The sequence below is a fragment of the Streptomyces sp. NPDC029138 genome (assembly GCF_055564375.1).
On record NZ_JBVHWM010000037.1, the window covers coordinates 52,982 to 79,916 of the forward strand.

24 protein-coding genes and 2 pseudogenes are annotated in these 26,935 nt (G+C 71.3%); 9 read left to right on the top strand and 17 right to left on the bottom strand.

What is annotated here, in order from left to right:
* Positions 1 to 254: 254 nt before the first annotated feature.
* Both ACZ4WH_RS26075 and ACZ4WH_RS26080 read right to left on the bottom strand, forming a co-directional pair.
* Complete coding sequence (locus ACZ4WH_RS26075; protein WP_468184636.1) at positions 255 to 626, bottom strand: hypothetical protein; 372 nt, start codon at positions 624 to 626, stop codon at positions 255 to 257.
* 112 nt (positions 627 to 738) lie between these two features.
* Complete coding sequence (locus tag ACZ4WH_RS26080) at positions 739 to 1,662, bottom strand: hypothetical protein (RefSeq protein WP_468184639.1); 924 nt, start codon at positions 1,660 to 1,662, stop codon at positions 739 to 741.
* 300 nt (positions 1,663 to 1,962) lie between these two features.
* On the opposite strand from ACZ4WH_RS26080, the gene ACZ4WH_RS26085 reads away from it, so the two are divergent.
* Both ACZ4WH_RS26085 and katG read left to right on the top strand, forming a co-directional pair.
* Positions 1,963 to 2,400: a Fur family transcriptional regulator gene (locus ACZ4WH_RS26085; RefSeq protein ID WP_468184641.1), complete on the top strand. Its 438-nt coding sequence runs from the start codon at positions 1,963 to 1,965 to the stop codon at positions 2,398 to 2,400.
* A gap of 33 nt (positions 2,401 to 2,433) precedes the next feature.
* Entirely contained in the window at positions 2,434 to 4,659 is a 2,226-nt protein-coding gene (gene katG / locus ACZ4WH_RS26090; RefSeq protein WP_468184644.1) for a catalase/peroxidase HPI, read from the top strand.
* Between the two features lie 122 nt (positions 4,660 to 4,781).
* Here katG and ACZ4WH_RS26095 read toward each other — a convergent pair whose 3' ends face one another.
* Entirely contained in the window at positions 4,782 to 5,348 is a 567-nt protein-coding gene (locus ACZ4WH_RS26095) for a GlcG/HbpS family heme-binding protein (protein ID WP_468184646.1), read from the bottom strand.
* Positions 5,349 to 5,549: 201 nt separating this feature from the next.
* On the opposite strand from ACZ4WH_RS26095, the pseudogene ACZ4WH_RS26100 reads away from it, so the two are divergent.
* A pseudogene (locus tag ACZ4WH_RS26100) lies at positions 5,550 to 5,630 on the top strand (DNA-binding response regulator); the annotation flags it as partial.
* Positions 5,631 to 5,779: 149 nt separating this feature from the next.
* On the opposite strand, the gene ACZ4WH_RS26105 reads toward ACZ4WH_RS26100, so the two are convergent.
* Both ACZ4WH_RS26105 and ACZ4WH_RS26110 read right to left on the bottom strand, forming a co-directional pair.
* The gene (locus ACZ4WH_RS26105; RefSeq protein ID WP_468184648.1) at positions 5,780 to 6,739 is read right to left on the bottom strand and encodes a serine hydrolase; all 960 of its coding nucleotides are present in this window, start codon (positions 6,737 to 6,739) and stop codon (positions 5,780 to 5,782) included.
* A 262-nt stretch (positions 6,740 to 7,001) separates the two neighbouring features.
* Complete coding sequence (locus ACZ4WH_RS26110) at positions 7,002 to 7,985, bottom strand: LysR family transcriptional regulator (RefSeq protein ID WP_468184651.1); 984 nt, start codon at positions 7,983 to 7,985, stop codon at positions 7,002 to 7,004.
* Positions 7,986 to 8,211: 226 nt separating this feature from the next.
* Here ACZ4WH_RS26110 and bla point away from each other — a divergent pair, with 226 nt between their 5' ends.
* Both bla and ACZ4WH_RS26120 read left to right on the top strand, forming a co-directional pair.
* A complete protein-coding gene (bla, locus tag ACZ4WH_RS26115; protein ID WP_468184723.1) occupies positions 8,212 to 9,063 on the top strand; it encodes a class A beta-lactamase in 852 nt (283 codons plus the stop codon).
* A 202-nt stretch (positions 9,064 to 9,265) separates the two neighbouring features.
* Complete coding sequence (locus tag ACZ4WH_RS26120; RefSeq protein WP_468184653.1) at positions 9,266 to 10,834, top strand: carbohydrate-binding protein; 1,569 nt, start codon at positions 9,266 to 9,268, stop codon at positions 10,832 to 10,834.
* A gap of 61 nt (positions 10,835 to 10,895) precedes the next feature.
* Here the strand turns inward: ACZ4WH_RS26120 and ACZ4WH_RS26125 are convergent.
* The 3 genes and pseudogenes from ACZ4WH_RS26125 to ACZ4WH_RS26135 form a co-directional block, all read right to left on the bottom strand.
* Positions 10,896 to 12,929, bottom strand: a pseudogene (locus ACZ4WH_RS26125) (glycoside hydrolase).
* A gap of 205 nt (positions 12,930 to 13,134) precedes the next feature.
* Positions 13,135 to 13,857: a hypothetical protein gene (locus ACZ4WH_RS26130; RefSeq protein ID WP_468184656.1), complete on the bottom strand. Its 723-nt coding sequence runs from the start codon at positions 13,855 to 13,857 to the stop codon at positions 13,135 to 13,137.
* A gap of 70 nt (positions 13,858 to 13,927) precedes the next feature.
* Positions 13,928 to 14,329, bottom strand: a complete 402-nt coding sequence (locus ACZ4WH_RS26135; protein ID WP_468184658.1) for a VOC family protein — start codon at positions 14,327 to 14,329, stop codon at positions 13,928 to 13,930.
* 520 nt (positions 14,330 to 14,849) lie between these two features.
* Here ACZ4WH_RS26135 and ACZ4WH_RS26140 point away from each other — a divergent pair.
* Positions 14,850 to 15,107: a hypothetical protein gene (locus ACZ4WH_RS26140; protein ID WP_468184660.1), complete on the top strand. Its 258-nt coding sequence runs from the start codon at positions 14,850 to 14,852 to the stop codon at positions 15,105 to 15,107.
* Between the two features lie 80 nt (positions 15,108 to 15,187).
* Entirely contained in the window at positions 15,188 to 16,078 is an 891-nt protein-coding gene (locus tag ACZ4WH_RS26145) for an SDR family oxidoreductase (protein WP_468184662.1), read from the top strand.
* A 138-nt stretch (positions 16,079 to 16,216) separates the two neighbouring features.
* Here the strand turns inward: ACZ4WH_RS26145 and ACZ4WH_RS26150 are convergent, their stop codons facing one another.
* From ACZ4WH_RS26150 to ACZ4WH_RS26175, 6 genes are all read right to left on the bottom strand, one after another.
* Positions 16,217 to 16,816, bottom strand: coding sequence for a 2'-5' RNA ligase family protein (locus tag ACZ4WH_RS26150; protein ID WP_468184665.1), 600 nt, complete (start codon positions 16,814 to 16,816; stop codon positions 16,217 to 16,219).
* Between the two features lie 112 nt (positions 16,817 to 16,928).
* A complete protein-coding gene (locus ACZ4WH_RS26155) occupies positions 16,929 to 17,207 on the bottom strand; it encodes a hypothetical protein (RefSeq protein WP_468184667.1) in 279 nt (92 codons plus the stop codon).
* Between the two features lie 158 nt (positions 17,208 to 17,365).
* A complete protein-coding gene (locus tag ACZ4WH_RS26160) occupies positions 17,366 to 18,214 on the bottom strand; it encodes a carbohydrate ABC transporter permease (RefSeq protein WP_468184670.1) in 849 nt (282 codons plus the stop codon).
* Positions 18,211 to 19,152, bottom strand: a complete 942-nt coding sequence (locus tag ACZ4WH_RS26165; protein WP_468184673.1) for a carbohydrate ABC transporter permease — start codon at positions 19,150 to 19,152, stop codon at positions 18,211 to 18,213. The genes ACZ4WH_RS26160 and ACZ4WH_RS26165 overlap by 4 nt, the downstream gene beginning before the upstream one ends.
* A gap of 47 nt (positions 19,153 to 19,199) precedes the next feature.
* Positions 19,200 to 20,498 carry an extracellular solute-binding protein gene (locus tag ACZ4WH_RS26170; protein WP_468184675.1) on the bottom strand — a complete coding sequence of 433 codons (1,299 nt, stop codon included), beginning with the start codon at positions 20,496 to 20,498 and terminating at the stop codon, positions 19,200 to 19,202.
* A 165-nt stretch (positions 20,499 to 20,663) separates the two neighbouring features.
* Positions 20,664 to 21,437, bottom strand: coding sequence for a polysaccharide deacetylase family protein (locus tag ACZ4WH_RS26175; RefSeq protein ID WP_468184677.1), 774 nt, complete (start codon positions 21,435 to 21,437; stop codon positions 20,664 to 20,666).
* Between the two features lie 691 nt (positions 21,438 to 22,128).
* Between ACZ4WH_RS26175 and pip the strand changes: the two genes are divergently transcribed.
* On the top strand, positions 22,129 to 23,112 hold the full coding sequence (pip, locus tag ACZ4WH_RS26180; RefSeq protein WP_468184680.1) for a prolyl aminopeptidase: 984 nt from the start codon (positions 22,129 to 22,131) through the stop codon (positions 23,110 to 23,112).
* 173 nt (positions 23,113 to 23,285) lie between these two features.
* Here pip and ACZ4WH_RS26185 read toward each other — a convergent pair whose 3' ends face one another.
* Entirely contained in the window at positions 23,286 to 23,441 is a 156-nt protein-coding gene (locus tag ACZ4WH_RS26185) for a DUF6131 family protein (RefSeq protein ID WP_189301413.1), read from the bottom strand.
* Between the two features lie 374 nt (positions 23,442 to 23,815).
* Here ACZ4WH_RS26185 and ACZ4WH_RS26190 point away from each other — a divergent pair, with 374 nt between their 5' ends.
* Positions 23,816 to 24,688 carry an SGNH/GDSL hydrolase family protein gene (locus ACZ4WH_RS26190; protein ID WP_468184682.1) on the top strand — a complete coding sequence of 291 codons (873 nt, stop codon included), beginning with the start codon at positions 23,816 to 23,818 and terminating at the stop codon, positions 24,686 to 24,688.
* A gap of 27 nt (positions 24,689 to 24,715) precedes the next feature.
* Here the strand turns inward: ACZ4WH_RS26190 and ACZ4WH_RS26195 are convergent, their stop codons facing one another.
* Positions 24,716 to 26,185, bottom strand: a complete 1,470-nt coding sequence (locus tag ACZ4WH_RS26195; RefSeq protein ID WP_468184685.1) for an oxygenase MpaB family protein — start codon at positions 26,183 to 26,185, stop codon at positions 24,716 to 24,718.
* On the bottom strand, positions 26,182 to 26,934 hold the full coding sequence (gene uppS / locus ACZ4WH_RS26200) for a polyprenyl diphosphate synthase (protein WP_468184688.1): 753 nt from the start codon (positions 26,932 to 26,934) through the stop codon (positions 26,182 to 26,184). The genes ACZ4WH_RS26195 and uppS overlap by 4 nt, the downstream gene beginning before the upstream one ends.
* Position 26,935 lies beyond the last annotated feature (1 nt).

Genomic DNA, 26,935 nt, shown 5'->3' on the forward strand with positions numbered 1-26,935 from the left:
TACCCGCCGAGGTTCCGCTCAGGGTGATGCTCCCCGCAGGGGGGTAGAGCCACTACCCCTCTCGGCGCTTGCCCCTTCATCCCGGCCGACGCACGGTTGAAAAGGAAATAAGGGGATCAAACGGACATTACTCGCATTGGTGTCCGTGTGTGCGGGCCGCCGTCCATGCCAACTCGCATGCCCGGCCGACGGTCTGACGGTCCCTCATGTCCAAAACATCTGAAGAAAGTCGTTCAGAGCGTCTACGCAGGAGACTAGTTATGCGTTTTGCGAAGTGGCCTCTCGCTGCCGTCGCGGGTCTCACCCTCGCGCTGGGTGGTGCCGCGGCGTCGGCCTCCGCCGCTCCGGCCTCCCCGGCAGCAGCCCACTCCACCGTCGATGACCACGGTGGTCACGGCGGCTACGGACGGGGCTATGACAACGTCCGGTACAACGACGATGACTACGGCTGGTACGGCGACCACGGCTACGGCCGCTATGACCACGGCGGATACGGCCATGACGGATTCGGCCATGGAGGCCATGGCGGTTACGGAGGCGGTCACGGCGGTGGCGGCCATGGCGGTGGTGGCGGTCACGGTGGTGGCGGTCACGGTGGTGGTGGCGGTCACGGTGGGGGTGGCCACGGCCGATAGTTCCAGTTCCGTCACCGAGGGGACCGGCACTGAGCCGGCCCCCTTGGGCTTGCGCTCGCAATGGGCCAGGGGGTTGCCTGACGCCGTCGAAGGGCCCACGCCGTCAGTCGCGAGAACCCGCGTCGGCGGCCGGCCCTTCCGACCGCGCGGCGGCCCTCTCGGCCCGGCGCCGAGCCTCCCGGACGGCCCGGCCGGTCCGCCGTTCCAGATCCCGCGCGTCCTGCTCGGCCGCCCGCGCCCGCCGCTGCTCCTCCTCGGCGTCCCGCAGCCGCTCCCGCAGCTCACGCACCCGCTCCTCCGCGTCGGCCAGCCGGGCGCGGGCCTCCTCCGCCACCCGCGCGGCGTCGTCGGCCTCCTCCTCCCGTGCGCGCAGCTCCCGCTCGGCCTCGCGGACCTCGGCCAGGCGCCGACGCCCTTCCTCGTCCTCCTCCCGGGCCTTGTCCTCTGCCCGGCCCCTGTCCTCCTTGCGGCCCTCGTCCTGCTCGCGGTCCTTGCCCCGGGCGGGCTTCTTCGGCTCCGGAGCGGGCCGGCGGCCGAGCAGGGCCTCGTCGGCCGCCGGGAACCCGGCCATCGAGCTGAGCGGCTTCACCAGCCGGCCCGCCGCCCACTCCCGCCCGGCCTCCGGATCGGCGAGCGCGGCGTGCAGCGTCTCCTCGACCTCGCGCTGGACGCCCTCGCCCACCGGATGCCCGGCCTGCGCGGCCAGCTGGCGGGCCTGCCGTCCCAGCGCGCCGATCACCTCGTTCTGCCGGCGGGCCAGCTTGCGCAGCCGCGTCCCGTCCAGCTCGCGGTGCGCGCGGCGCAGCTCCTCGCCGAGGCCGAGCAGCGGCTGGACCTCCTCCGGCTGCCGGCGCACCAGCAGATTGCTGACCCAGGCGGCCAGGCTCGGCCGCCGCAACGCGCCGATCTCCTTGGCGAGGTCCTGGTCGCCGGCCTTGCGGGCGTCCAGGGCGCGGCGGTCACGGGCGGCCACGAACTCCTCCGGCCGCAGTCCGTACAGCTCGTCGGCGACGGCGTCCAGGTCCATGAGCGTCCCTCTCGACGGTCACCCCGATGACGGGCTCTGAGTTTCTCACTCGGGTCGGTTCATGTGCCGTGTGGATTCATGTCCTCCATGGCGTGTACCGGCGACGGGGAGTCACCGGTTCGGAGGACGGTCCGGCTCGCCGCGCGGATCACGCCGACCCGGGGCAGCATGATGCGGGCATGCCCCGGACCAGCCTCCGCCCCGATGGCGCGGAGGTGGACGGCGGGCGACGACACGCGGCCAAAATTGCACTGTTCGTTTTCTTGAACCCCTCGTGTTTATGAGGGTAGGTTCCTCCGCATGACCGCCTCCCCGACTCCGACCACCGCCGAGGAACTCCGCGGTGCCGGCCTGCGCGTGACGGCAGCCCGCGTCGCGCTGCTGGAGACCGTCCGGGACGGCGACCACCTCGGCGTCGAGGCGATCGCCTCCGGAGTCCGCGATCGCGTAGGCCACATCTCCCTGCAAGCCGTCTACGAGGCCCTTCACGCGCTGACCGCGGTGGGTCTCGTACGCCGTATCGAGCCGGCCGGCCACCCGGCCCGGTACGAGGGACGCGTGGGCGACAACCACCACCACGTCGTGTGCCGGTCCTGCGGCGCCGTCGCCGACGTCGACTGCGCCGTCGGTGACGCGCCCTGCCTGACCGCCGCCGACGACCACGGCTTCGCCATCGACGAGGCCGAGGTCGTGTACTGGGGCCTGTGCCCCGACTGTTCCACCGGCCGCAGTTCCTGAGCACCGAGTTCCGCACAGTTCGGAAGGATTGCCATGACTGAGAACCACGACGCGATCGTCACTGACGCGAAGGCGGAGGGAGGGAGCGGCGGTTGCCCCGTCGCGCACGACCGGGCCCTGCACCCGACCCAGGGTGGCGGCAACCGTCAGTGGTGGCCGGAGCGGCTCAACCTGAAGATCCTGGCGAAGAACCCGGCCGTGGCCAACCCGCTGGACGAGGGCTTCGACTACGCCGAGGCCTTCAAGTCGCTCGACCTCGCGGCCGTGAAACGCGACATCGCCGAGGTGCTCACGACGTCGCAGGACTGGTGGCCCGCCGACTTCGGCAACTACGGCCCGCTGATGATCCGTATGGCCTGGCACAGCGCCGGCACCTACCGGATCAGCGACGGCCGCGGTGGCGCCGGTGCCGGCCAGCAGCGCTTCGCCCCGCTCAACAGCTGGCCGGACAACGGCAACCTCGACAAGGCCCGCCGTCTGCTGTGGCCGGTCAAGAAGAAGTACGGCCAGAGCATCTCCTGGGCCGACCTGCTGATCCTCACCGGCAACGTCGCCCTGGAAACGATGGGCTTTAAGACCTTCGGCTTCGGCGGCGGCCGCGCGGACGTCTGGGAGGCGGAGGAGGACGTCTACTGGGGTCCCGAGACCACCTGGCTGGACGACAGGCGCTACACCGGCGACCGCGAGCTGGAGAACCCGCTCGGCGCCGTGCAGATGGGCCTGATCTACGTCAACCCGGAGGGCCCCAACGGCAACCCGGACCCGATCGCCGCGGCCCGCGACATCCGTGAGACGTTCCGCCGCATGGCGATGAACGACGAGGAGACCGTCGCCCTGATCGCCGGCGGCCACACCTTCGGCAAGACCCACGGCGCCGGCCCCGCCGACCACGTCGGCGCCGACCCCGAGGCCGCCTCGCTGGAGGAGCAGGGCCTGGGCTGGAAGAGCACCTACGGCACCGGCAAGGGCGGGGACGCCATCACCTCCGGCCTGGAGGTCACCTGGACCGCCACGCCGACCCAGTGGAGCAACGGGTTCTTCAAGAACCTGTTCGAGTTCGAGTACGAGCTGGAGCAGAGCCCGGCCGGCGCCCACCAGTGGGTGGCCAAGAACGCCCCCGAGATCATCCCGGACGCCCACGACCCGTCCAAGAAGCACCGCCCGCGGATGCTGACCACCGACCTGTCGCTGCGCTTCGACCCGATCTACGAGCCGATCTCCCGCCGGTTCTACGAGAACCCGGACGAGTTCGCGGACGCCTTCGCCCGCGCCTGGTACAAGCTCACCCACCGCGACATGGGCCCGAAGTCGCTCTACCTCGGCCCGGAGGTCCCGGACGAGACGCTGCTGTGGCAGGACCCGCTGCCGGAGCGCGAGGGCGAGCTGATCGACGACGCGGACATCGCCACCCTGAAGACCAAGCTGCTCGAATCGGGCCTGTCCGTGTCCCAGCTGGTCAGCACCGCGTGGGCGTCCGCCTCGACGTTCCGCGCCAGCGACAAGCGCGGCGGCGCCAACGGCGCCCGCATCCGCCTCGCCCCGCAGCGCGCCTGGGAGGTCAACGACCCCGACCAGCTGGCCCAGGTGCTGCGCATCCTGGAGAACGTCCAGCAGGAGTTCAACGCCTCCTCCGGCGCCAAGAAGGTCTCCCTGGCCGACCTCATCGTCCTCGGCGGTGCCGCGGGTGTGGAGAAGGCCGCCAAGGAAGCCGGCTTCGAGATCCAGGTGCCCTTCACGCCGGGCCGTGTCGACGCGACCGAGGAGCACACCGACGCCGAGTCCTTCGAGGCGCTGGAGCCGACCGCGGACGGCTTCCGCAACTACCTCGGCAAGGGCAACCGCCTGCCGGCCGAGTACCTGCTGCTCGACAAGGCGAACCTGCTGAACCTGAGCGCCCCGGAGATGACCGTCCTCGTCGGCGGCCTGCGCGTCCTCGGCGCCAACCACCAGCAGTCGCAGCTCGGCGTCCTCACCACCACGCCCGGCGTCCTCACCAACGACTTCTTCGTCAACCTGCTCGACATGGGGACGACGTGGAAGGCGACCTCCGAGGACCAGACCACGTTCGAGGGCCGCGACGCCGCCACCGGCGAGGTGAAGTGGGCCGGCAGCCGCGCCGACCTCGTCTTCGGCTCCAACTCCGAGCTGCGCGCGCTCGCCGAGGTCTACGCCAGCGACGACGCGAAGGAGAAGTTCGTCAAGGACTTCGTCGCCGCCTGGAACAAGGTCATGGAGGCCGACCGCTTCGACCTCGTCTGACCGATCGGCTCCACCCGGTCCGACCGATCGGTTCGGCCTCGCCCGACCCGTTGAACAGGACGTCCGGGTCCGCCCCGCTGGGCGGACCCGGACGTCCCGCTTTTCCGGCGGGACCGGGCGTGTCAGTGGCCCAGCACCGCCGCGCCCGTCCGCGCGTACCGCTCGTCCAGGTCGCCCGACGGGGCGCCCGCGACGCCGATGCCCGCGCCCGGAGCGCCCTTGGCTGTCACCGGCGTGCCGCCCGCGAGGTACAGCGTGCCCGGGATGTCCTTCAGGGGCGGCGCCTGCGCCGGCCGCCCGGCCAGCTCGGAGGTCGGCGCGTTCCAGGACACCGCGGTGAACGCCTTGCGCTCCGCGGACACGTACGACTGCGGGCCCGCGCCATCGCCGCGCAGGGTGACCAGCGTGTTGCCGTCGCGGTCGACGACGGCCACGGACACGTGCCGTCCGTCCTTCTCGGCCGCCTCGACCGCGGCGCGCGCCGCCTTCGTCGCGGCGTCCAGGGTGAGATGCGTGCTCCGGGTCAGCTCGCCGTTCCGGACGGCCACGGGAGCGGCGGCGTCCGTGGCGTCGGCGGCGTCGGCGGCGTTGGCGACCACCGTGCCGACGACACCGGCACCGGCGACGGCCAGGGCGGCGCCGCCCAGGAGGACGCGGGTACGGAGGGACGGCTTCTTGCGGCTGGGCATGCCGAGGAACCTTCCGATGACACCGACGCCGACGTCACCCGCGCCATCGAGGCGGGCGCCACCGGCTATCAAGGTGGCTGAGGATGTCCCGTTCTCGGGGGGTGAGGGTGGGACGGGGGTCGCGGAGGCGGGACATGACGCGCACGGCGATCCACGCCGCCGCCCAGGGCCGCCCGGCCCTCTCGCCCCGGTCGCCGACCGCGGCGCATCCACGACAAGCTCGGCGTGGACACGCGGGCGGGCGCGGTGGCGGTGGCGAAGGAACAACGCCTGCTGCCCTGACCGATGTCACGGAGCGCCGGTCCGGACTACGCCCTCCAAGTGCGCGGGGCTGTATCCCTGTGCGGCTCCGCCGCGCGGGCGCGACCGGCCATCGGAACCCCGCAGCCGCGCGACGACCCGGCCCCACGGCGCTGACGCGCGACAGCCGCCTACGTCCGCAAGGCTTCGAACGCCTCCCGCCCCGCCACCCCGATCGCAAGGTCGATGTCCGTGGCGAGCCCCGCCCGCCGCCCCGCCCGGGTCAGCGCGGCGATCGCCACCCGCTCCCCGGACTCCGCCTCGACCACCCCGATCTCGTGGCGGAGATGCAGGAACGTACCCGTCTTCCCGCTCCACCGCAGCGTGTCCGTCCGCAACTCGCTCGCCAGCCGCTGCGTGAACACCTGGAGCCCCATCAGCCGCCGCAGCTCAGCCGTCGCCCCGGGACTGGCGATCTCGTCGCACCACACACGCTCCAGCAGGCCGACGAGCGCCGCCGCAGAGCCGGCGTTGGCATGAGCCGGGTCCAGGGTCTCGATGGTGTGCCGGCCCGCCCCCTCGTCCCGGACAGCCAGCTCCAGCGCCAGGGAGAAGTCGTTGCCGGCGGCTCCGGCGGCGCACTCGTACAGGTGGTTCATACGGTGCCGCAACCGTATCCCGTCGCAGCCCCACGCGCGCAGCCGCGCGTCGACGTCCGCCACCGGCACCAGGCCGAGCAGTGCGTCCGCGGCGGCGTTGTCGCTCACCGACAGCATGAGCAGGAGCAGGTCGCCGACGGCCACGGTGGCCGGGTGCCGGAAAGCGGCGAGCCCGGTGGGGCCGACGCTGCTGGTGCCGGGGTCGACCGTCACCGGTAGGGCCGGGTCGAGTTCCCCGGTCGCGATCCGGTCCAGCACGACCAGGGCGAGCGGGACCTTCACCACTGACGCCAGGGGAGTCGACTCCTCGATGTCGAAGCCGAGTTGCTCACCGCTGTCGAGGTGACGGGCGAGGAAGGAGCCACGGACGCCGAGCGAGGCCCAGTCCGCGGCGATGGCCTCGGCGACATCCAGAAGGGCGCTGTCGTCGCCGACGTACACCGGCCGGTGCGCCGCTGCCGCGTTCATGGGGGAGTTGCGTGCTGTGCTCATCGACGGGTTGCCTGACGTGCCCCTCCGCGAGCCGCCACCTACCGCGCTCATCCGGGTGCTGCCCGCCGTGCCTCGCGGCGAGCCACCTGCCGTGTTCATAGGCGAGCCCCTGCCATGTGCGTCCCGGAGTTGTCTGCCCTGTCCGTTCGCGGGCCTTCTGCCCCGTCCATCGGCGGGCCTTCGGCCCTGTCTGTCCGCGGGCCTTCGGCTCCGTCCGTCCGCGACCCTCCAGCCCTGTCCGTCCGCGACCCTCCTGCCCCGCTCATCCGCGAGCCGCCAGTCGTGCGCGAACGTCCTCGTCCCCGGCCCCCGGCTCCGGCCCCCCGCGCCGGGCAGGCACCGCGCCCACGGCCGACGCGAGCAGCGTGGCCAGCCAGTTCGGCACGGTTCCCGTGCCGTCGCGGCCCGGGGCGGCGCTCACGTCGTACCCCCGGTGCAGGGCCTGGTCGGCCAGGGGTCTCCAATGGGCCCCGTGCTGCCGGGCGAACGGCTCGGCGCACAGCAGCAGCGTGTTCCCGGCCAGTGTCTCGGCGAGCGCGGTGGCCGCCGGCCCGGCCGGCCGTATCCGGCTCTCGGGCAGTCCGGCACGCGCGGCCGCTCGCACCAACCGGTCCTCGAAGTACGGCACATGATCCTCCGGCAGGAGCAGCAGGGGCAGTGGAGCGGCTGGTCCGGCGGTGCGACCGCGGCGCGGCCGTAGCTCTTCGAGGTGGACCGTACGCCGCGAGGACCCGCTCCCGCTCCCGCTGCCGTCCGGCCCCGGCGCGGACGCCAGCCCCAGCGGCACCCGGAACGCGGCCTGTTCCGGAGCGGCCCGTACCAGCGCGTACCCGAGCGAACCGTCGGCCAGCCCTGATGTCCGCTCCAGGGGCGGCAGTTCTCGCATGCCGAGGGTGATCCCGTGCTCGGTGCCGGCACGGATGGCCCGGGCCAGCGCGGCCGGGGCGCAGTCGCCGGGCACTCCGACGGCACACACCCGGGATTGCCGGGCCGAGCGGGCGACCTGCCGCAGCCGCTGGGCCCGGTCCAGCACGTCCCGGGCGTACGGGAGCAGCAGCACCCCCAGCTCGGTGGTCGCGATCTGCCGCCGGGTCCGGTCGAACAGCGAGCCGCCGAAGTGCTCCTCCAGCGTCTTGATACGGCGGCTGAGCAGCGGCTGGGCGATCCCGAGCCGGTCGGCCGCCCGGGAGAAGCTCGCCTCGTCGGCCGTCGCCACATACGCCTCCAGGTGTGCCAGGAGATCCACCCCGCACTCATATCAATACGGTATGGGGTCTTCAAAGTTCTCTCTTGGACATGAGTGGGCTCCCGCTGTTTCGCTGTCCCCGTCGAAGACGGCTGACCGACGCCAAAGACCGGCCCCGATGACGGGCCGGCCTGGGAGGACTTCATCCATGACCAACCCCGACCACCCCACCCGACTGCCGCGCCGCCGCCTGATCAGGGCCGGCCTCGCGTTCACCGGCGCCGCCATGACCACCACCGCGCTCTCCGCGCCCACCGCCTCCGCCACCCCGGACGCCGGATCGGGCTCCGCGCAGGCCGAGTTGGCCGAGCTGGAACGACGCTACGGTGCCCGGCTCGGCGTCTACGCGCGCAATGTCCGTACCGGACGGACCGTGGCCCACCGGGCGGGGGAGCGGTTCGCGATGTGCTCGACGTTCAAGGCGTTCGCCGCGGCGGCGGTCCTGCGCGACCAGGCCGGCTGCGCGCCGCTGGACCGGGTGGTGCACTACCCGCCGCACGACATCCTGCCCAACTCGCCGCGCACGGAGGAGAACCTGGCGACCGGCATGACCGTGGCCGACCTCTGTGCGGCGGCGATCCAGTACAGCGACAACGCGGCCGGCAATCTGCTGCTCCGGGAGCTGGGCGGCCCGGCCGGTCTCACCCGTTTCTACCGGTCGCTCGGCGACGAGGTGAGCCGGCTCGACCGGTGGGAGCCGGAGCTGAACACCGCGATCCCCGGGGACCCGCGCGACACCACGACCCCGGAGGCGATCGCCGCGAGCCTGGAGCGCGTCACCCTGGGCCGGGCACTGGCCCGCGCCGACCGTGAGCGGTTCGTCGGCTGGCTGAGGGGCAACACCACCAGCTCGGCACGGTTCCGTAAAGGGCTGCCGAAGGAGTGGGTCGTGGCGGACAAGACCGGTACCGGCGACTACGCGACCGCCAACGACATCGGCGTGGCCTGGACGACCCGGCGGACCCCTCTCCTGCTGGTGGTCCTGTCGAGCAAGCGCGCTCCGGACGCCCCGGTGGACGAGGCGCTGATCGCCGACGCGGCGGCCCTCGTCGCCCGCGCCCTCGCCCCTGGCGAGTAACTCCCCACGCCTCTCCCGGGATTCACTCATCTGAATATGAATCATGTACGCGACTATTGACGCGCTCATGACGTCTCCCTACCGTCGGGAAGGTCCAGGGGAAAGCGCTTTCCGTCATGGCATGCCATGACCGGTCGCCAGGTTCACCCCCCTGGACCACTCGCATCCGCATAGCCGAGTCAACCCGCAGGGAGACAAGCCGATGCACCTGAGACCAGCCCTCGCATGCGCAGGTCTGCTCGCCGGCGCGCTCGTCGCGCTGTCCGGCACCACGGCCCAGGCCGCCACCACCCGGTACGAGGCCGAGAGTTCCACCGCGGTCTGCACCGGCACCATCGACTCCGACTGGACCGGCTACTCCGGCAGTGGGTTCTGCAACGGCACCAACGCCTCCGGCGCGTACGCCCAGTTCACCGTGAACGCCGCCAGTGCGGGCACCGCGACCCTGGGCATCCGTTTCGCCAACGGGGCGACCGCCGCGCGGCCCGCCACCGTCGCCGTCAACGGCACGACGGCCACCACCGCGTCGTTCGAGGCCACCGGCGCCTGGACCACCTGGGCGACCAGGACGCTCACCGTGCCGGTCAAGGCGGGCAGCAACACGATCCGCCTCACCCCGACCACGGCCGACGGCCTGCCCAACCTCGACTGTCTCGACGCCGACGTGGCCACGGCAGCCACCGGCACCGTCCTCTACGTGTCACCGACCGGGACCGACGGCGCGGCCGGCACGGAGTCGGCCCCGACCACCCTCACCTCGGCCATCAGCCGGATCACCCCTGGCGGCACGATCTACCTGCGCGGCGGGACGTACAGCTACTCCTCCACGATCACCATCCCGGCGGGCAGCGACGGCACCTCCAGCGCCCGCACCACGTTGTCCGCCTACCCGGGTGAGAAGCCCGTGCTGAACTTCTCGGCGCAGAGCGAGAGTCCGTCCAACCGGGGCATCCAGCTGTTCGCCAACCGCTGGCGGCTGTACGGCCTCACGGTCGAGCACGCCGGCGACAACGGGATCTATGTCGGCGGCAGCGACAACGTGGTGGAGCGCGTGGTGACCGCCTACAACCGGGACACCGGGCTCCAGCTCGGCCGGATCGCCTCCAGCACGCCCAGCTCCCAGTGGCCGTCGAACAACCTGATCGTCAGCTCCGAGTCGCACGACAACGCCGACTCCGACGGCGAGGACGCCGACGGCTTCGCCGCGAAGCTCACCACCGGCACCGGGAACGTCTTCCGCTACGACGTCTCCCACCACAACATCGACGACGGCTGGGACCTGTACACCAAGACCGACACCGGCGCCATCGGCCCGGTGACCATCGAGTACTCCCTGTCCTACAACAACGGCACGCTGAGCGACGGCACCGTCAACTCCAACGGCGACCGCAACGGCTACAAGCTCGGCGGCGACGACATCGCGGTCAACCACGTCGTCCAGCACAGCATCGCCTACAAGAACGGCCACCACGGGTTCACCTACAACAGCAACCCCGGCACGATGACGATCTCCGACAACGTCGGCGTCGACAACGCCGAGCGCAACTTCTCGTTCGACGCGGGCACTTCGGTGTTCCGGACGAACACCTCGTGCCGCTTCGCCGTCAGCGGTTCCAACGACAAGACGGTCGGAAACACCGACAGCTCCAACCAGTTCTGGACCGGCACCAATGGCTCCCGTTGCTCCTCGTACGCGGGCGCCCTCGGCTGGTCCTTCGCCTCCGACGGCCGCCTGGTGGTGACCTTCGGCGGCGGCGTCGTGACGCCGTGACCACCGGTCCACGGTGAGGGAACGCGGGAGGCCGCCCCTGGCGACCTCCCGCTTCCGGCTGTCAGCAGGTGGAGTTGGTCTGGGTGAGCAGGCCGAGCCGCCACGGCAGACTGTTGTAGTCACCGCTCGCGTTGGGGTTCATGCCCTGGTACAGGTACTGGAGCCTGCACGCGGGGATCGTGAGCGTCTGGTCGTACCCGGCGCGGATCATCTCGCCGTGGCTGATGTCCTTGGTCCAGGCGCCCGACGGGAAGGACACGTTGCTCGCCCGCGCGAACGGGTTGCTCTCGGACGCGGCGAGAGGGCTCCAGGTGCCGGCCAGGCTGCCGGAGGTCCAGGACCGGAAATAGCGCCGTCCGTCGGAGCCGATCGCCTCCACGAGCAGCAGATACTGGTTGCTGCCCTGCACCTTGTAGACGTTGCTCGCCTCGAACAGGGCGTACTTGTTGGAGTCCTGGGCGGCGATCACGGTGTTGGTGAACCCGTTCGGGAACTGGCCGACCGTGGTCTGCGAGCGGTAGAGGTGCCCGTTGTCGTCGGAGGAGAACAGGTAGCAGTTGGCGCTGTCGCAGATCACCCACATGTCGACCCAGTAGCCGCCGCCGATGTTCTGCTTGATGATGTCGGGCATGGACGAGTAGAAGTTGCGCGGCGCGCTCCAGCCGTTCGGGTTGCTGATGTCCGGGTTGGTGGAGTAGGACGCGTTGCCCGTCTGGTAGACGAGATACCAGAGTTTCTACGGCGGGTAGTAGAACACCTGGGGCGCCGCCCGGTATCCGCTGCCGATGGCCGTACGGTCCAGGTAGTGGTGCGTGGCCGAACCCGCCTGCGACCAGTCGCTGAAGCTCAGGTAGACCAGGTTGTAGCCGGAGGAGCTGGCGACGCTGGCGAACACGTGGTACTTGCCGTTGTAGTAGACGACGGACGGGTCCTTGATCCCGGCGATGTTGTGCGTGGCGTCCGGTTTCGGGGCGATCAGCTGCCCGCTGGAGGACCAGCTGAAGCTCGACGGCAGTGCGGCGGCGGACGCCGGGGTGGCGGACGCCCGGGTGGTGGCCGCGCGAGTGGTGGCCGCCGTACCGCCGAGCGCGGTCAGTACGGCGCCGTACGCCGCCTTCTTGTTCCCGGCACGGTCGAACAGCAGCGGGTTCTCCCCGCCGCGCCAGGAGTCGCTGTCACGGATGCCCCACACGCTGATGCCGGTGCAGCGCGCGACGTTCACGCACGCCTTGACCGTGTCCGCGTACGCGGTCGCCGGTGCCTGCGCGATGTCCAGCTCGGTGATCTGCACGTCCACGCCCAGAGCGGCGAAGTTCGCCAGGGTGGTCCGGAAGCTCGCGGGCGGCCCGGACGAGCCGAAGTGGCTCTGGAAGCCGACGCAGTCGATCGGCACGCCACGGGACTTGAAGTCGCGCACCATCCGGTAGACGGCCTGCGTCTTGGCGTCCGACCAGTTCTCGATGCTGTAGTCGTTGTAGCAGAGTTTGGTCGAGGCGTCGGCCGAGCGCGCGGTGCGGAAGGCGTCCTCGATGTAGCCGTCGCCGAGGACGTTCTGGAAGACGGAGGCGCGGCGCGCGCCGCTCCCGCCGTCGGCGAACGCCTCGTTGACCACGTCCCAGGCGTAGATCTTGCCCTTGAAGTGGGCCATCTCGGTGGTGACGTGGTTGCGGACGACGCTGCGCAGGGTGGTGGCGTCCGTGATCGCGCCGACCCAGCCCGGCAGTTGGGAGTGCCAGACCAGGGTGTGGCCACGGACGCGCTGCCCGTGCGCGGTGGCGTGGCTGACGATCTGGTCGGCGGACGTGAAGGTGAAGGAGCCCCGGGAGCGTTCCGTGGCGTCCCACTTCATCTCGTTCTCGGGCGTGACCGCTGTGAACTCCCGGTCCAGGAGCGCGGTGTACGTTCCGTCGCCCAGCTTTCCGGCGGCGACCGCGGTGCCGAAGTACCGCCCGGACTGGGCGGCTTGGGCGCCGAGGGTGCCGGCCTGCACGGGTGTGGGCTGCGCGCCGGCCGTTCCGGTCACCGCGAGGGTGGCGGCGACGAACGCGCCTAAGAGGGCGACCAGGCGTCGGCCGGGCCGTGGGGGACACTTCATGGTTCTCCTCGTACGGTCGATCGTTGCGGGTGCCAGTGGATGACATGGGTGGCATGGTCATGACATACCGAGGAGCGGCATGCGCTGTTTGATATGTCGAACGACGGTCGGTGCACCGGATGCTCTGGATGACAGGAGGGGGCGCCGGGGCGTCAATAGCCCTCGCATCATTCGGGGTTGATTACGAAACCTTTCGAAGCGCCGCTCAGCCGACCAGGTCGCCGGGGGACACCGGACGGGCCTCCAGCTCCACCGTGGCCAGCAGGTCGGCGATCAGCTCCGGCGAACCGCCGACATAGGTGCTGACCAGATCCACGTCTCCGCCCACGATCCAGGCGCGGTCCTGCGGCCACCACAGGTCGGGAAGCTCGGCGAACTCGTCCAGCGTCACCGGGGAGACGGCGTCGGCCAGCCGGCCGGCCAGCAGGACCTCGTCCCGGCCCGGCGTCTCGAACGTCGGGAACCGGCCCCAGTCCCAGCGGCCGTACCCGCACCACAGCCCGAACCAGCACCGGTCCGGGGTGCTCGTGTGCCGGGCGAGGGCGGGCAGCAGCGCCCGCGCGACATCCGGCGGGGTCGGCCCCTCCCCGGGGTGCTCGTCCCACACGCCGGGCAGGCCGTGGTCGGAGCGGTTGACGTAGTCCTGGTCGGCCCCGATGACCTCGTGCCAGCGGGTGACCGGTGTGACGCGCGTGCCGTGGGCGGCGGCCACCGTCGACCAGCGCACCGGCCGGTCCTCCAGCTGGGCCGGATGCAGAATCCGTGCGTAGGCGGCGAACCCCGGCGCGGCGACGCCCGCCACCGTGCCGAACGCCCCTTGTCCCGGCCCGGTCAGCCAGTCGGCGGGGGAGAGGTCGTCGGCCCGCACCCGCAGCTGGCCGTACCACTCCGGAGCGGCGTCCTGGTCGACCAGGGGGTAGTCGTTCACCCCCACAGTGTGCCGTGCCACCGTCGGGAGCGGCCGGGCGGGCCGGACCGAGGCCCTGGCCCGCCCTCGCTCAGGACTCGGCCGGCTGGGAGTGGCTGCCGTAGGGGCGGGTGATGATCTCCAAGCCGTGTCCGGCCGGATCCATGAAGTACACGCCCCGGCCGCCGTGGTGGTGGTTGATCTCGCCCGGCTGCTTTCCGTGCGGATCGGCGTAGTACGTGATCCCCGCCTGCCGGATGCGGGCGAAGGCCGCGTCGAACTCCTCGTCGGAGACGAGGAAGGCGTAGTGCTGCATGACGATCGACTCCGCCGGGATGGCGGCGAAGTCCAGGGTCACCCCGTTGCTCGTGGTGACCGGGACGAACGGGCCCCACTCGGGCCCGACCTCCAGCCCCAGGATGTGTGCCAGGAACGCGGCGGACTCCCGGTTGTCCCGGGCGTGGACGATGGTGTGGTTCAACTCGACTGACATGTGTGGAATGCCTCCGAGGGCAATCTCACGGGCACCTCCATGCCTCACCCGGCCGGTGACCGACACGCGATGCCGTACGACGATCTTACCAACCGGGAGTCGACGGGCCCGGTGCGCCACATGCCCACCGGTCACCGTCAACACCAGCGGCGCGTCGGTGAGTTCGTCGGCGTACGGCTCCACGGGGTCCACGGAGGCGCTCCGCGCGGAGCGGGGCGGTAGGGGCGGCTGCGGGTGACGTCCCGGGTGCCGGTCCGTTTGTGGTTGCTCGCGCAGTTCCCCGCGCCCCTTTGGGGGCGCTCAGCGGGCCGGCATGAGAAGCGCGCAGTTGCGGGCAGGGTCCCGGGCGCGGGTCCGTTGTGGTTGCTCGCGCAGTGGTCGGTCGCGGTGGCCGCGCTGGTGACGTGAGGCCATGCTGCGTGTCCTTCGTCTGGGTCGCCGGCCGTGACCGATGAGGCCGCCGCTCAGGCTGAGAAGCAGCGGGTGCCGACGGTACGAGTTTCCCAGTACCGGCAGTAACATGATCACCTGGTTCCGGGTGTACCAGTCAGTCAACTCGGCGCCGTCCCAGGACGCGCCCAGCCCGGAGAAGTCCATGTCTTCTGTCAACGACGCGTTGGAAAACGCGCGCTTCACCTACGAGCAGCACATGCGGACCTGCCGCCAGTGCCACGCCGACGCCGCGCCCTGTGCCGTGGCGAAGCATCTCCTGCGGATCTACAACCTCGCCCGCAGGGACCGGAGGCGGGCCGGCGGCACGGACGCGTCCACGGCCTGACCGGCGCGGGACGCTTTTCGCCCGTCGGGAGGAGGGAACCCGGTGGCCTGTCCCGTCCGCCCGAGACTGAGGAGGCCACCGTGACGGACCAGCGGGGTGACCGCCCGAACCCGGTGACGCAGCACGCCCGTCCCGACTTCCCCTCCCAGGACCAGCCGCACCCGGGCTGGACCGGCCCGATGGACCCGCCGCCCGACCACGGCGAGGAGTCGTACCGTGGCGCCGGTCGTCTTGACGGCCGCAAGGCCGTGATCACGGGAGGGGACTCCGGCATCGGCCGGGCGGTGGCGATCGCCTTCGCCCGCGAGGGTGCCGACGTGCTCTTCACGTATCTCGCCGACGAGGAGGACGACGCCCGCGAGACGTCCCGGCTGGTGGAGGACGCGGGACGCAAGGCGGTCGCCGTGTCCTGCGACATCCGCGACGAGGGCAACTGCCGGTCGCTGATCGACCGGGCGGTCGCCGAGTTCGGCCATATCGACGTCCTCGTGAACAACGCGGCCTTCCAGATGTCCCAGCCCGAGGGCATCGAGGCGATCAGCACCGAGCAGTTCGACCGGGTGATGCGGACGAACCTGTACGGGATGTTCTGGCTGACCAAGTTCGCCCTGCCGCACATTCCGGCCGGAGGCTGTGTCATCAACTCCACGTCGGTGCAGGCGTACAAGCCCAGCCCGCACCTGCTGGACTACGCGATGACCAAGGGCGCGATCGTCACCTTCACCCAGGGGCTGGCCCAGATGCTCGCCGAACGCGGTATCCGGGTCAACGCCGTCGCGCCGGGGCCCGTGTGGACCCCGCTCATCCCGTCGACCATGCCCGACACGGCGGAGTTCGGTAAGCAGAGCCCGCTCGGCCGCCCGGCCCAGCCCGCCGAACTGGCCCCCGCCTACGTCTATCTCGCCTCACCCCAGGCGAGCTTCATCACCGCCGAGATCCTCAACGCGACCGGCGGCACCCCGCTGCCCTGACCGCGGCCTCGGCGACCGCCGCCTCGGCGCGGGGAGCGGTCAGCCGACCCGGAGGTCCAGCCGACCGCGTCACGACGGGCGCCCTCAGCCGAGGGCGCCCGTCGTGACGTGTCGGGGGGCCATCCACCGGTACACCCCTCAGTACTCCCGCGTCCGATGTACCTCCCCCGTACCCAGGGTGATCACAGCCCGGGGCCGCATGGGCCCGTCGTCGCGCCGGGAGAGCAGGACCACCTCCTCGACCACCGCCGACAGCGCGCCGAGCCGCATGGCGCACTCGGCGGCCAGTCGGCCGGGGTCCTGGGTGCGGCCGAGTGACAGATGCGGGGTGAAACGCTCCCCGCGTCCCCGGCAGAACGGGAACCGCAGCCTCAGCTCCCGGTGGAGACGGGCCCAGGGCGCCGGATCGAACGCGGCCGGGTCGAGCCACACCGTGGCGTGGTGCCGGTGCCGGAAGTAGCGCACCCCGGCCAGGCGCGCCGTGAACGCCGTACTCCGTGCCGCCCCTGCGGCCAGCAGCGGTACGGCCCGCTCGAACTCCTCCTCCGGTACGAAGCCGAACAGCAGGTTCACGTGCGGTGGCCACCGGCGTACCTGCGGATCGTGCTCCGAGCGGATCTCCTGGATCGCCGGCCAGAGCTCCGGCGGCGGCAGCCACGCCACCGCGGTCCGCGGCGTCGGCGCCACCCTCAGCGCGTCCGCCGGCTCGGCCCCGCCGGAAGCCGCGTACCCGTTCACATGGCCATGGTCCCAGACAGGGCGGTGTCGGAGAGCGAACCGGCGAGCCGCCTCGCGAGGGACGGCGCCGGGGCGGCGCCGTCCCTCGGTGGAGGCGCTGTCGTGGACGGCCTCAGCCGGCCTTCTGCCGGTCGCGGAGTTCGTGCACGTTGGCGGCGGTGAGGGTGCCGTCCTGCTGTTCGTAGTGGGAGAGGGCGAGACCGAGGCCGAAGAAGGTGGGTGCCCATTCGCCGACGAAGATGCCCCAGCGATCGGCGCGGTCGAGGCCGGTGCCGGGTTCCATCTTCAGTGAGCCTATCCAGGCGGCCACCGTGAGGCCGATGGAGGCCATGCCGGCCAAGTAGGCGTGTTCGCTGCGGATGCCCATCTCGTGCATCTTCTTGATGATCATGGCGTGCTCCTGATCACATGCTGGTGGTGCGGTGGTTGCAGTCGCTTCGACACCAATCCGATTGCCCGATTCGCCGAGAGGCATGTCCGTTTAATGATGATTTGCGGCGTTTCTTGATTGCCGGTTCAACATGCCGCCGACGAAAAGCTCGGAGCAGGTCAGTCCTTCACCGCTCCGCCCAGCCCGGAGACCAGCCGTCGTTGTACGAGGACGAAGAACACCAGGACCGGAACGGTCATCACCGTGGACGCCGCCATGACCCCGCCCCAGTCCGGCTCGTCGGGCTTGTAGAAGACCAGCAGGGCCATCGGCAGGGTCGACTGCGAGGTGTCGCTGATGATGAAGGACTTGGCGAACAGGAAGTCGTTCCAGGCGGAGATGAAGGAGAACACGCTCGTGGCCACCAGGCCGGGCAGGACCAGCGGCAGCAGGATCTGCCACAGGAAGCGCGCGCGGCTCGCCCCGTCCAGGTGCGCGGCCTCCTCCAGGGACTCCGGAACGGCCTTCACGAACCCGCGCAGCATCCAGATCGCGAACGGCAGCGAGAAGGCGATGTGCGGCAGGACCAGTGAACCCAGCGTGTTCAGCTGACCGAGGTCCCGCATGAGGAAGAACAAGGGGATGGTCAGCGCCTCCACCGGGACCATCTGGGCCACCAGGAACATGATCAGCAGGGTGGTGCGGAAGCGGAACCGGAACCGTGTCACGGCGGTCGCGGCGAGAAAGGCGATCAGCGCGGAGGCGATCACCACACTCACCGCGACGACGAGGCTGTTGACGAAGTACCGGCCGAATTCCTGCTGTTCGAACACGCGCCGGAAGGAGTTCAGTGAAGGCGACGACGTCCAGGGCCGCGGCTCGGTGGACTCGATCTCCCCGGCCGGTCTGAACGCGCTGAGCAGCATCCAGTAGAGGGGGAAGGCGACGACCGCGGCGACCAGCAGCGCGGTCGCCTCGGCGGCCAGGCGCCAGGGCCGCCGTACCGCCGGACCGTGCACGAGACTCACAGCTCCTCCCCCTGGCGGCGCAGCAGCCGCAGATACCCGAGCGTGATCGCGAGCAGGATCAGCAGCATCACGACGCCGATCGCGGAGCCGAGGCTGTACTGCGAGGACGCGAAGGCCTTCTGGTAGGCGTAGACGTTCAGGACCAGGTTCTGCCCGGCGATGCCGCCGCCGCCCGTCATCACGTAGATCTGGGTGAAGACCTTGAAGTCCCAGATCACCGACTGGACGGTGACGATGACCAGGATCGGTCTCAGGACCGGCGCCAGCACCGAGCGCCAGATCCGCCACTGCGAGGCGCCGTCCAGGGCGGCGGCGTCCAGGATCTCGGTCGGCACGGCGCGGATGCCGGCGTAGACGGTGACCATCACGAACGGGAAGGAGCACCACACCACTTCGAGCAGGACCAGAAGGAACGCGCTGTAACGGCCGTAGGTCCACGAGAAGTCGCCGAGCCCGAGGAGACGGTCGACCGGACCGAAGTCGGGGTCGAAGAGGAACAGCCAGACCGTCGAGCCGGTGATCGTCGGTGTGGCCCACGCTCCGAGCGCGGCCAGCATGAGGGCGAGCCGAGGGACCGCGCGGACGCGGGTCAGCAGGACGGCGAGCGCGCAGCCCACCGCCAGCGTGCAGACCACACAGGCCGCCGCGAAGCCGACGGTCGCCAGCAGCACCTGCCAGAACTGGTCGTCGGCGAACAGCTCGCTGTAGTTGGCCAGGCCCCGGAAGCGGGTCGGTTCGCCCCCGCTGACCTGGGCCTGGGTGTACTCCAGGAACGAGATCAGTCCGAGCTGGTAGACGGGGTAGACCAGCAGGCCACCCAGAACGAGCAGAGCGGGAGCCAGATAGAACCAGGGCGTCCACCCACCCGAGGGGCGCGCGGCTGAGTTCGATGTGCGGCTACCGCCGCGCGGGCGCGACGGATGACGGACCACCCGCACTCGCCGACGCTCCACAACTCCCGGCTCCGAAGGCGCCGTCACCCGGCTCACCCGGCGGTTCCGAACGCGTCGTCCATCTTCTTCGCCGCGTCCTGGGAGGCCGCCGCCACGTCCTTCTTGCCGCTGACGATCTCCTGGAACATGGTCGGCAGCACCAGCGAGGAGTCGATCTGCGCCCAGGCGGGCGAGGCCGGCACGAACCGGGTGCCGGCGGCGAGGGTCTGCACGAACGGCTTCACGTACGGCTCCTCGGCCGCGGCCTGCTGCCGTACGTCCGTGAAGGTCGGCAGGAAGCCCATCGCGTCGAAGAGTTCCCCTTGCGTCTTCTTCGAGGCGAGCCGTTTCATCAGGTCCACGGCGAGCGTGCGGTGCGACGTGCTCTTCAGGACGCCGATGTTGTTGCCGCCCGCGAACGCCGGCGCGATGGAGCCGGGCTTCACTCCTGGCAGCGGCACCACCGCGTACTTCCCCCTGACCTTCCCGGCCTCCACGGCGGCGTGGCTGAAGTCGCCGCCGATCGCCATGGCCGCCTTGCCGGACGCGAACGCGGTCACCGTGTCGTTTCCGCCCATGCCCGCGCACTTGGCGGCGGGACAGTTGTCGTCGCCGAAGAGGGAGGTGTACGCCTCGATGCCCTTCCGGGCGGCGGGGCTGTCGATGGCGGAGGCGTACGCACCCCCCTTGGCCGTGGCGAGGTCACCGCCGTTGGCCCAGATGAACGGCATCGCGCCGTAGGTGTAGGCGCCGCCGACGGCGAGGCCGTACAGGCCGGGCTTCGCGGCCCGGATCTTCTTGGCGGTCGAGATCAGCTCGGCCTGTGACGTCGGTGCGTGGAGACCGAGTTCGCGGAAGACGTCCGTGCGGTAGTACAGCGCCCGGACGCCGACGAAGTACGGCGCCCCGTAGACCTTTCCGTCCACGGTGACCGACTGCCGGGCGGTCGGATCGGTGTCCTCGGCCTCGCTCCAGGCGCTGAACTCCCGTGTGACGTCCGCGAGTCCGCCGTCCTTCACATAGCCGGCGGTGTCGGTGTTGCCGTACTCGATGACGTCGGGCGCGGACTTCGGGTCGTTGAAGGCGGCCTTGACGCGCTGGGCGCGGGTCTCCACGGGGATGTACTCGACGGTGACGTCGGTGCCCCGGTGCGCCTTCTCGAAGCCGGCGATCACCGCGTCGACGACGCGCTGCTTGGGCTGGTTGTCGACTTCCTGGAAGAGCCAGACGCGCACGGTGCCGGTCTTCTCGTCCTTGTCGGAGGAGGAGGTGCCGGAGGTCTGGGGGGCGCAGGCGACGGCGAGGGCGGTGGCGAGCGCGGTGAGCCCAACAAAACGGACGGACAGCTTCATGCAGTGCTCCTCCGATGGGCGTTGCAACATGCGCAATGACGGTTTCGCTGTGCACAACACATCGGAGGCTAGGGACTGCATGAACACGCCACAAGAGGTCCCACCACTCTGTGACCGCCGGACGCACCCCGTGCAACGCCCGCCGCCCGCCGAGCGGTTGGGTGGTCAGCGCACCGGGAAGCCGAAGGCGTACCCCTGCTGCTTCAGCCAGGGCAGCAGGGTGCGCAGGGCCGTCACCGTCTGGGAGCGGTCGCCGCCCGCGTCGTGGAAGAGGATCGTGGGCCCGTTGGGCAGCTCCCGCTCGACGGTCGCGATGATCGCGTCGCTGCCCGGCCGCTCGAAGTCCTCGGAGTCGACGTTCCAGCCCAGCGGCCGCATCCCGTGCGAGGCCGCCAACTTCCGGCTGTACGGGGTGAACGCGCCGCCCGGGGCCCGGTAGTACATCGGCCGTACCCCGCCCGACGCCTTGGTGATCTGCCGCTCGGCGTCCTCGATCTGCCGCGCCTGGTAGGCCTGGGACTTGGTGTCCATGGTGGTGTCGTGCGACACCGTGTGGTCGCACAGCCGGTGCCCGGCGGCCACCACCTGCCGCACCAGGTCCGGGTGCGCCTCGGCCTGGGTGCCGACCATGCAGAACGTCGCCTTCACGCCGTTGTCGCGCAGGACTTGGAGCACCTGCGGGGTCCAGACCGGGTCCGGTCCGTCGTCGATGGTGATGTTGACCGCGTGCGCGCCCCGGTCGGAAGAGTGGGCGATGGTGGCGGACACGGGTGGTGTCCTGGGCGCGGCGGCCCGGGCGGAGGCACCCGGCGCGGCGGACCCGCCGCCGCTCTGGCCGGCCTGCGCCGTCCACACCGAGGTGGCGGCGGCCACCGCCGTGACCCCGACCGCCGCCGCGACCACCCGGCCGTACCATCCCCGTCCGCCATGCCGCGCCATGTCCGTCCGCCCCCTGCCGTGCCGATGCCTGTGCTGTGCCGATGCGTTGTGCTGCGCCGATGCTCTGTGCACCTGGTGCATCTGGCAGGACGGCCGGGATCGACCGCGGGATCCGTCTGTTACCGATCACGGACAATTCCGCGGCGCCTCTGCGACAGTCGCCCGCCGCCGGGCAACGGTCGTACGCGCGTGGGGCGTTGGAAGCGAAATGCTTGATCCGGTGCGGCGGCGCTTCTGGACGTCGCCGCTCTCGTCGTCATGGCGGCATCCGCCGACGCCGCGCCCACGGCATCCGCGACGACCGCGGTGGGGAGGACACGCCGACACCCGCCCTGGTGGGCGGCATCCGGGAGCGGGCACCGGCGGGGCGCGCCGTCGCGGAGGCCGCACGCGAGGACCGCTACAGGATCGCCGACCCGGGCCAGAACCCGGACCCCGCCGGCGCGCTCACGCCCGGGAGTCGGCAGACCGCGCGACTCCGGCAGACGCGCCACGGGGTGCCGGTCGTGGTCAGCCAGTACCTCGTCCGGGCTGCGCCTGTGCCCTCACCGGCATCCACACATGGCTGACCCGTCCCCGCCCCAGCGGCACCTGCGCCTGACCCCGCCCATCAGCGGCCCGCCGGACTCCCCGGCGGGCCGAACCCGGGAACCCGGCAGACACCGCCCGGCCCAGACGTTACGGTGCCCGGATGCCCCTCTATCCCGAGATCGAGCCGTACGCGCACGGCATGCTGGCCGTGGGCGACGGCAACCACGTCCACTGGGAGACCTGCGGCAACCCCGACGGCAAGCCCGCACTCGTCCTGCACGGCGGACCGGGCTCCGGCTGCACCCCGTACGCCCGCCGCATGTTCGACCCGGCCGCCTACCGGATCGTCCTGCTGGACCAGCGCGGCAGCGGCCGGTCCACCCCGCACGCGAGCCGCCACGACACCGACATGAGGGTCAACACGACGGCCCACCTCCTGGCCGACCTGGAGCTGCTGCGCCGGCACCTGGGCATCGAACGGTGGCTGGTCCGGGGCGTGTCCTGGGGTTCCGTCCTCGCGCTGCGCTACGCCCAGACCCATCCCGGCGTCGTCACCGAACTGGTTCTGACCGGGGTCGCCACCGGGTCCGACGCAGAGGTGGAACTGCTGACGCGAGGGCTGGGCAGGCTGTTCCCGGCGGCCTTCGAGGCCTTCCTGTCCGGGCTGCCGGCCGACGACCGGGACGGCAATCTCGCCGCGGCCTACAACCGGCTGCTCGAATCCCCCGACCCCGAGGTGCGGGAACGGGCCGCGCGGGCCTGGACCGACTGGGAGACGGCCACGATCCCCGCGCCCCCGCGCTCGGTCGAACGCTTCGAGGACCCCGTCTTCCGCCAGGGCTTCGCCCGCACCGTCACGCACTACTGGGGCAACGGCCACTTCCTCGGCGAGGGCAATGGCGACGGCGACGGCGACGGCGTGGTGCTGCGCGACGCTCACCGGCTCAAGGGCATCCCCGGCACCCTGGTCCAGGGCAGCCTCGACTTCGGCAACCTCCTCGGCATCGTCTGGCGACTCCACCACGCCTGGCCGGGCAGCGAACTGGTGATCGTGGACGACGCCGGTCACACCGTCGGGGCTCCCGGCATCGCGGAGGCGCTGGTGGCGGCCACGGACAAGTACGCGGCGCGCGCCGACCGGTGACCGGCGCCGGACCCAGGGCGGGGCCGGCGTCCGCGCTCGGCCCAGTATGTGGCGAGGCGGTCGGTCCAGCTGCCGAACCCTGCGAAGTGGCCTGCCACGCAGCCTGCCCGGCGAGCACCGAGACGGTGCCCGCCGGGCGGGTTCACTTGTCGCCGCTCATCCGGAGCGGCAGCTCACCAGTAGTGACGGCGGCCGGCGACCGCGTGTCCCATGGACCCCATGATCCACAGGATGGCTCCCACCACCAGCAGGATGACGCCGATGGTCCACAGGATCGAAATGCCGGTGACGAAGCCGATGATGAGCAGGATGATGCCGAGGGCGATCATGACGTGCCTCCAGCCGATGACGGGGCTCCTGGCCTACGAGTGCCCCCGAAACGCCCGCAATATCAGTGCGCTCCGACTTTCAAGAAGTTCTGTCCACCGTGTTGACTCGGCGATGCGGCGGCCTCACATTACCTAGCGGTAGCACCCCACGGTAACCACGCCGTCACCCCACGGCCCGCGTCTCGCGGTCGCCGCGCACACCCTTTCGCGTCATCCCGCACGCCCTTCTTGCGTCGCCCCGTACTCCCCAGCCCTTCGCGTCGCCCCGCACACCCTTCGCTCGATCGAGCCGCCCCGTTCTCGTGCACCACCACGCCCACGGCACCGCCATGCCCGTCTGCCCCGTGTCCTGTCCCGAGAAGGGAGAGCACCGCATGCCCCTGCCCACCCTCCGCCGTGTCCTCACCGCGGCCTCCGCGGCCGTCGGCGCACTCGCCCTGGGCCTCACCACGGCCCCCGCCCAGGCCGTCACGCCCCTGAACTACGCCGCCCTCGGGGACAGTTACAGCGCCGCCTCCGGTGTCCTCCCCGTCGACGTCACCAGTCCGCTCTGCCTGCGCTCCACGGCGAACTATCCCCACGTCATCGCCGCCCGGACGGCGGCCCGCCTGACGGACGTCACCTGCGGCGCCGCCCAGACCAAGGACGTCACCGAGGCCCAGTACCCCGGCGTCGCTCCCCAGGCCGACGCGGTCACCGGTGACACCGACCTGGTGACCCTCACCCTCGGCGGCAACGACAACGGCACCTTCATCAACGCCATCACCGCGTGCGGCACCGCCGGCATCCTCAGCGGCGGCAAGGGCAGTCCCTGCAAGGACCGGTACGGCACGTCCTTCGACGACGAGATCGACGCCCACACCTATCCCGCGCTGAAGTCCGCCCTCCGCAGCGTCCGCGCCAAGGCCCCCCAGGCCCGGGTGGCGGTGCTCGGCTACCCGTGGATCACCCCCGCCACCGCCGACCCGTCCTGCTTCGTCAGACTGCCGGTCGCCACCGGCGACGTGCCCTACCTGCACGCGCTTCAGGCGCACCTCAACGCCGTGGTCCGGCGCGCCGCCGAGGAGACGGGGGCCACCTACGTGGACTTCGCCGAGGTCTCCACCGGGCACGACGCCTGCCAGGCCGTCGGCACCCGGTGGATCGAGCCGCTCCTGTTCGGGCGGAGCGTCGTCCCGGTGCACCCCAACGCCCTCGGCGAGCGGCGCATGGCCGAACACACGCTGGGCGTCCTCGGCCTCGGCTGACGGGCGCCGCCGCACCGAGGCCGCCGGTCACGCGTCGGCGAGCAGCGGATCGTACGGCGTGGAGCGCTCACGGCCCGACATGAAGGCCAGGAAGTCCCGCACGAACGCGCCGCGCGCGTACGTGCCGTCCGCGCCGGCCATGTCCCGCCGGAACCCGGTGCGGAACAGCGCCCGGTACTCGTCCGCGTCGACGCGTTGGTCGCCGTCCGTGTCGGTGACGTCGAACAGGACCTCGGCGACCCTGATCAGGGCGGGGCCGGCGAGCGACGGCACGGCCGCCGCGTACTCCTGGGCGCTGACGCGGCCGTCGCCGTCGGTGTCGAGAGCCGCCTGGAGCTCCCGCCACCAGTCGGCGAAGGCGTCGTAGAGCCGCGTCTCCTCCGGCTCGTCCAGGTCGAGACGGCCGGCCAGCTCCCGGGCCATGGCGGCGAGGTCGGGCCAGTCCAGACAGCCGTCCCCGGTCTGGTCCAGCACCGCCGCGAAGAACTCCTCCGCGCCGCGCCGCGCCGTGCTTCCCGCGTCGGGGTCCGGCTCCGGCGGAAGGGGGTTGATCAGCCGGACCAGGGCCCCGGCCCGCTTCATCCGGTCCCGCAGCGCGCTGATGGTCCGGGCCCGGGGGTCGTCGCTGTCGGGGGAGAGGAAGAGCAGGTCGGTGACGGCGTCGACCTTGATCAAGCCGTCGGGGAGGAACCGCGCGAGGCCGACGGCCAGATAGGTGCTCTGCATCAGGGTCTGCGCGCCGGGCAGCTCGGTCAGCCCCGCCCGCCGCCGGAACGGCTCCGGCAGGGATGCCACGGTGATGACACCGATGAGCGGACCGACGAGCGCGCGGCCGGCCGCCCACAGCGTGGGCAGACCGTGCAGCAGCGGCGGCGCGGGCAGATGGTCGAAGAGCCGGTAGAGGATGACCCGCATCGCCTCCGTGTTCTCCAGCCGCTCCTCGACCACGCGGTCGTAGTACGGCCAGAACTCCTGGACGGTGGGCGGCAGATGCCTAGCGTCTCCGTCCAACAGCGCCAGATAGGCCCGGAATTCCGCGTACAGGCGCTCGATGTCGTCCTGCTCCAGGGGCTGCCCGCTGAGGCGGCACATCGTGACACTGCTCTCGAAGAGCGTCGCGACCACCCAGGCCCGCACCTCGGGGTCCATCGCGTCGTAGGGCCGGTCGTGCGCGTCGGTGCCGTTCAGCCGGGCGTGCAGCCGGTTGAGCCGCGCCGCCTCCCTGCGGCGTACCTCGTCGTCCGGTCCGAACATGCGCTGCAAGCTGACGACCGTGTTGCGCAGCCGTCGCCACGGGTGTGTCACGAACGTGGAGTTGTCGATCAGGGCCCCGCCGATCTGCGGGTGCGCGGCCTCCAGCACGGTCGCCCGGACGATGGCCAGCGCCCAGCGCGGATCGTTGAAGAACGCGTGGAACTGGCTTCCCCGGTCGAAGAGGTGGCCGACACGGGCCTCCGCACCGGTGTCCCTGGGCTCGTTGCTGCCCGTGTCCGTCACGGTCGTCGTTCTCCGTTCGCGTCGGGCGTCACGCCGCCGAAGCGGCGGTCGCGCTGCCGGTAGGCGCGCAGGCACTCCACGAAGTGCGGCGCGCGGAAATCGGGCCAGAGCACCGGCGGGAACATCCATTCCGCGTAGGCGACCTGCCACAGCATGAAGTTGGAGATGCGCTGCTCCCCGGAGGTCCGGATCACGAGGTCCACATCGGGAGTGTCGGGAAAGGGCAGATGAGCGGCGAAGCTCCGCTCGTCCACGGCCTCGGCCGGCACCCCGCTGCGGATCAGGGACCGTGCCGCCGCCACGATGTCCCGGCGCCCGCCGTGATCGAACGCGACGGTCAGCGTCATGCCCCGGTTCTCGCCGGTCAGCGTCATCAGATCGGCGAAGTCCCGGGCCAGGGCCGGGGGAATGCGCGGATCGGCCACCCCGAGGAAGCGGCAGCGGATACCGCGCGCGTGCAGCAGCGCGGCGTGTTTGCGCACCACGCCGCGGACCAGCCGCATCAGGAAGTCGACCTCGGCGCTGGGACGTTGCCAGTTCTCGGTGGAGAACGCGTACAGGCTCAGCCACTGCACGCCGGCCGTCCGCGCCGCCTCGATGACGTCGATCACCGTCGTCTCCGCCGCGCGGTGACCCGACGTACGCGGCAGCGAACGCCGCGCCGCCCAGCGGCCGTTGCCGTCCATCACGCAGGCCACGTGCCGCGGCACCCTCCGGGTGGAGCCGGCGGTGCTGCCCTCAACCGTCACG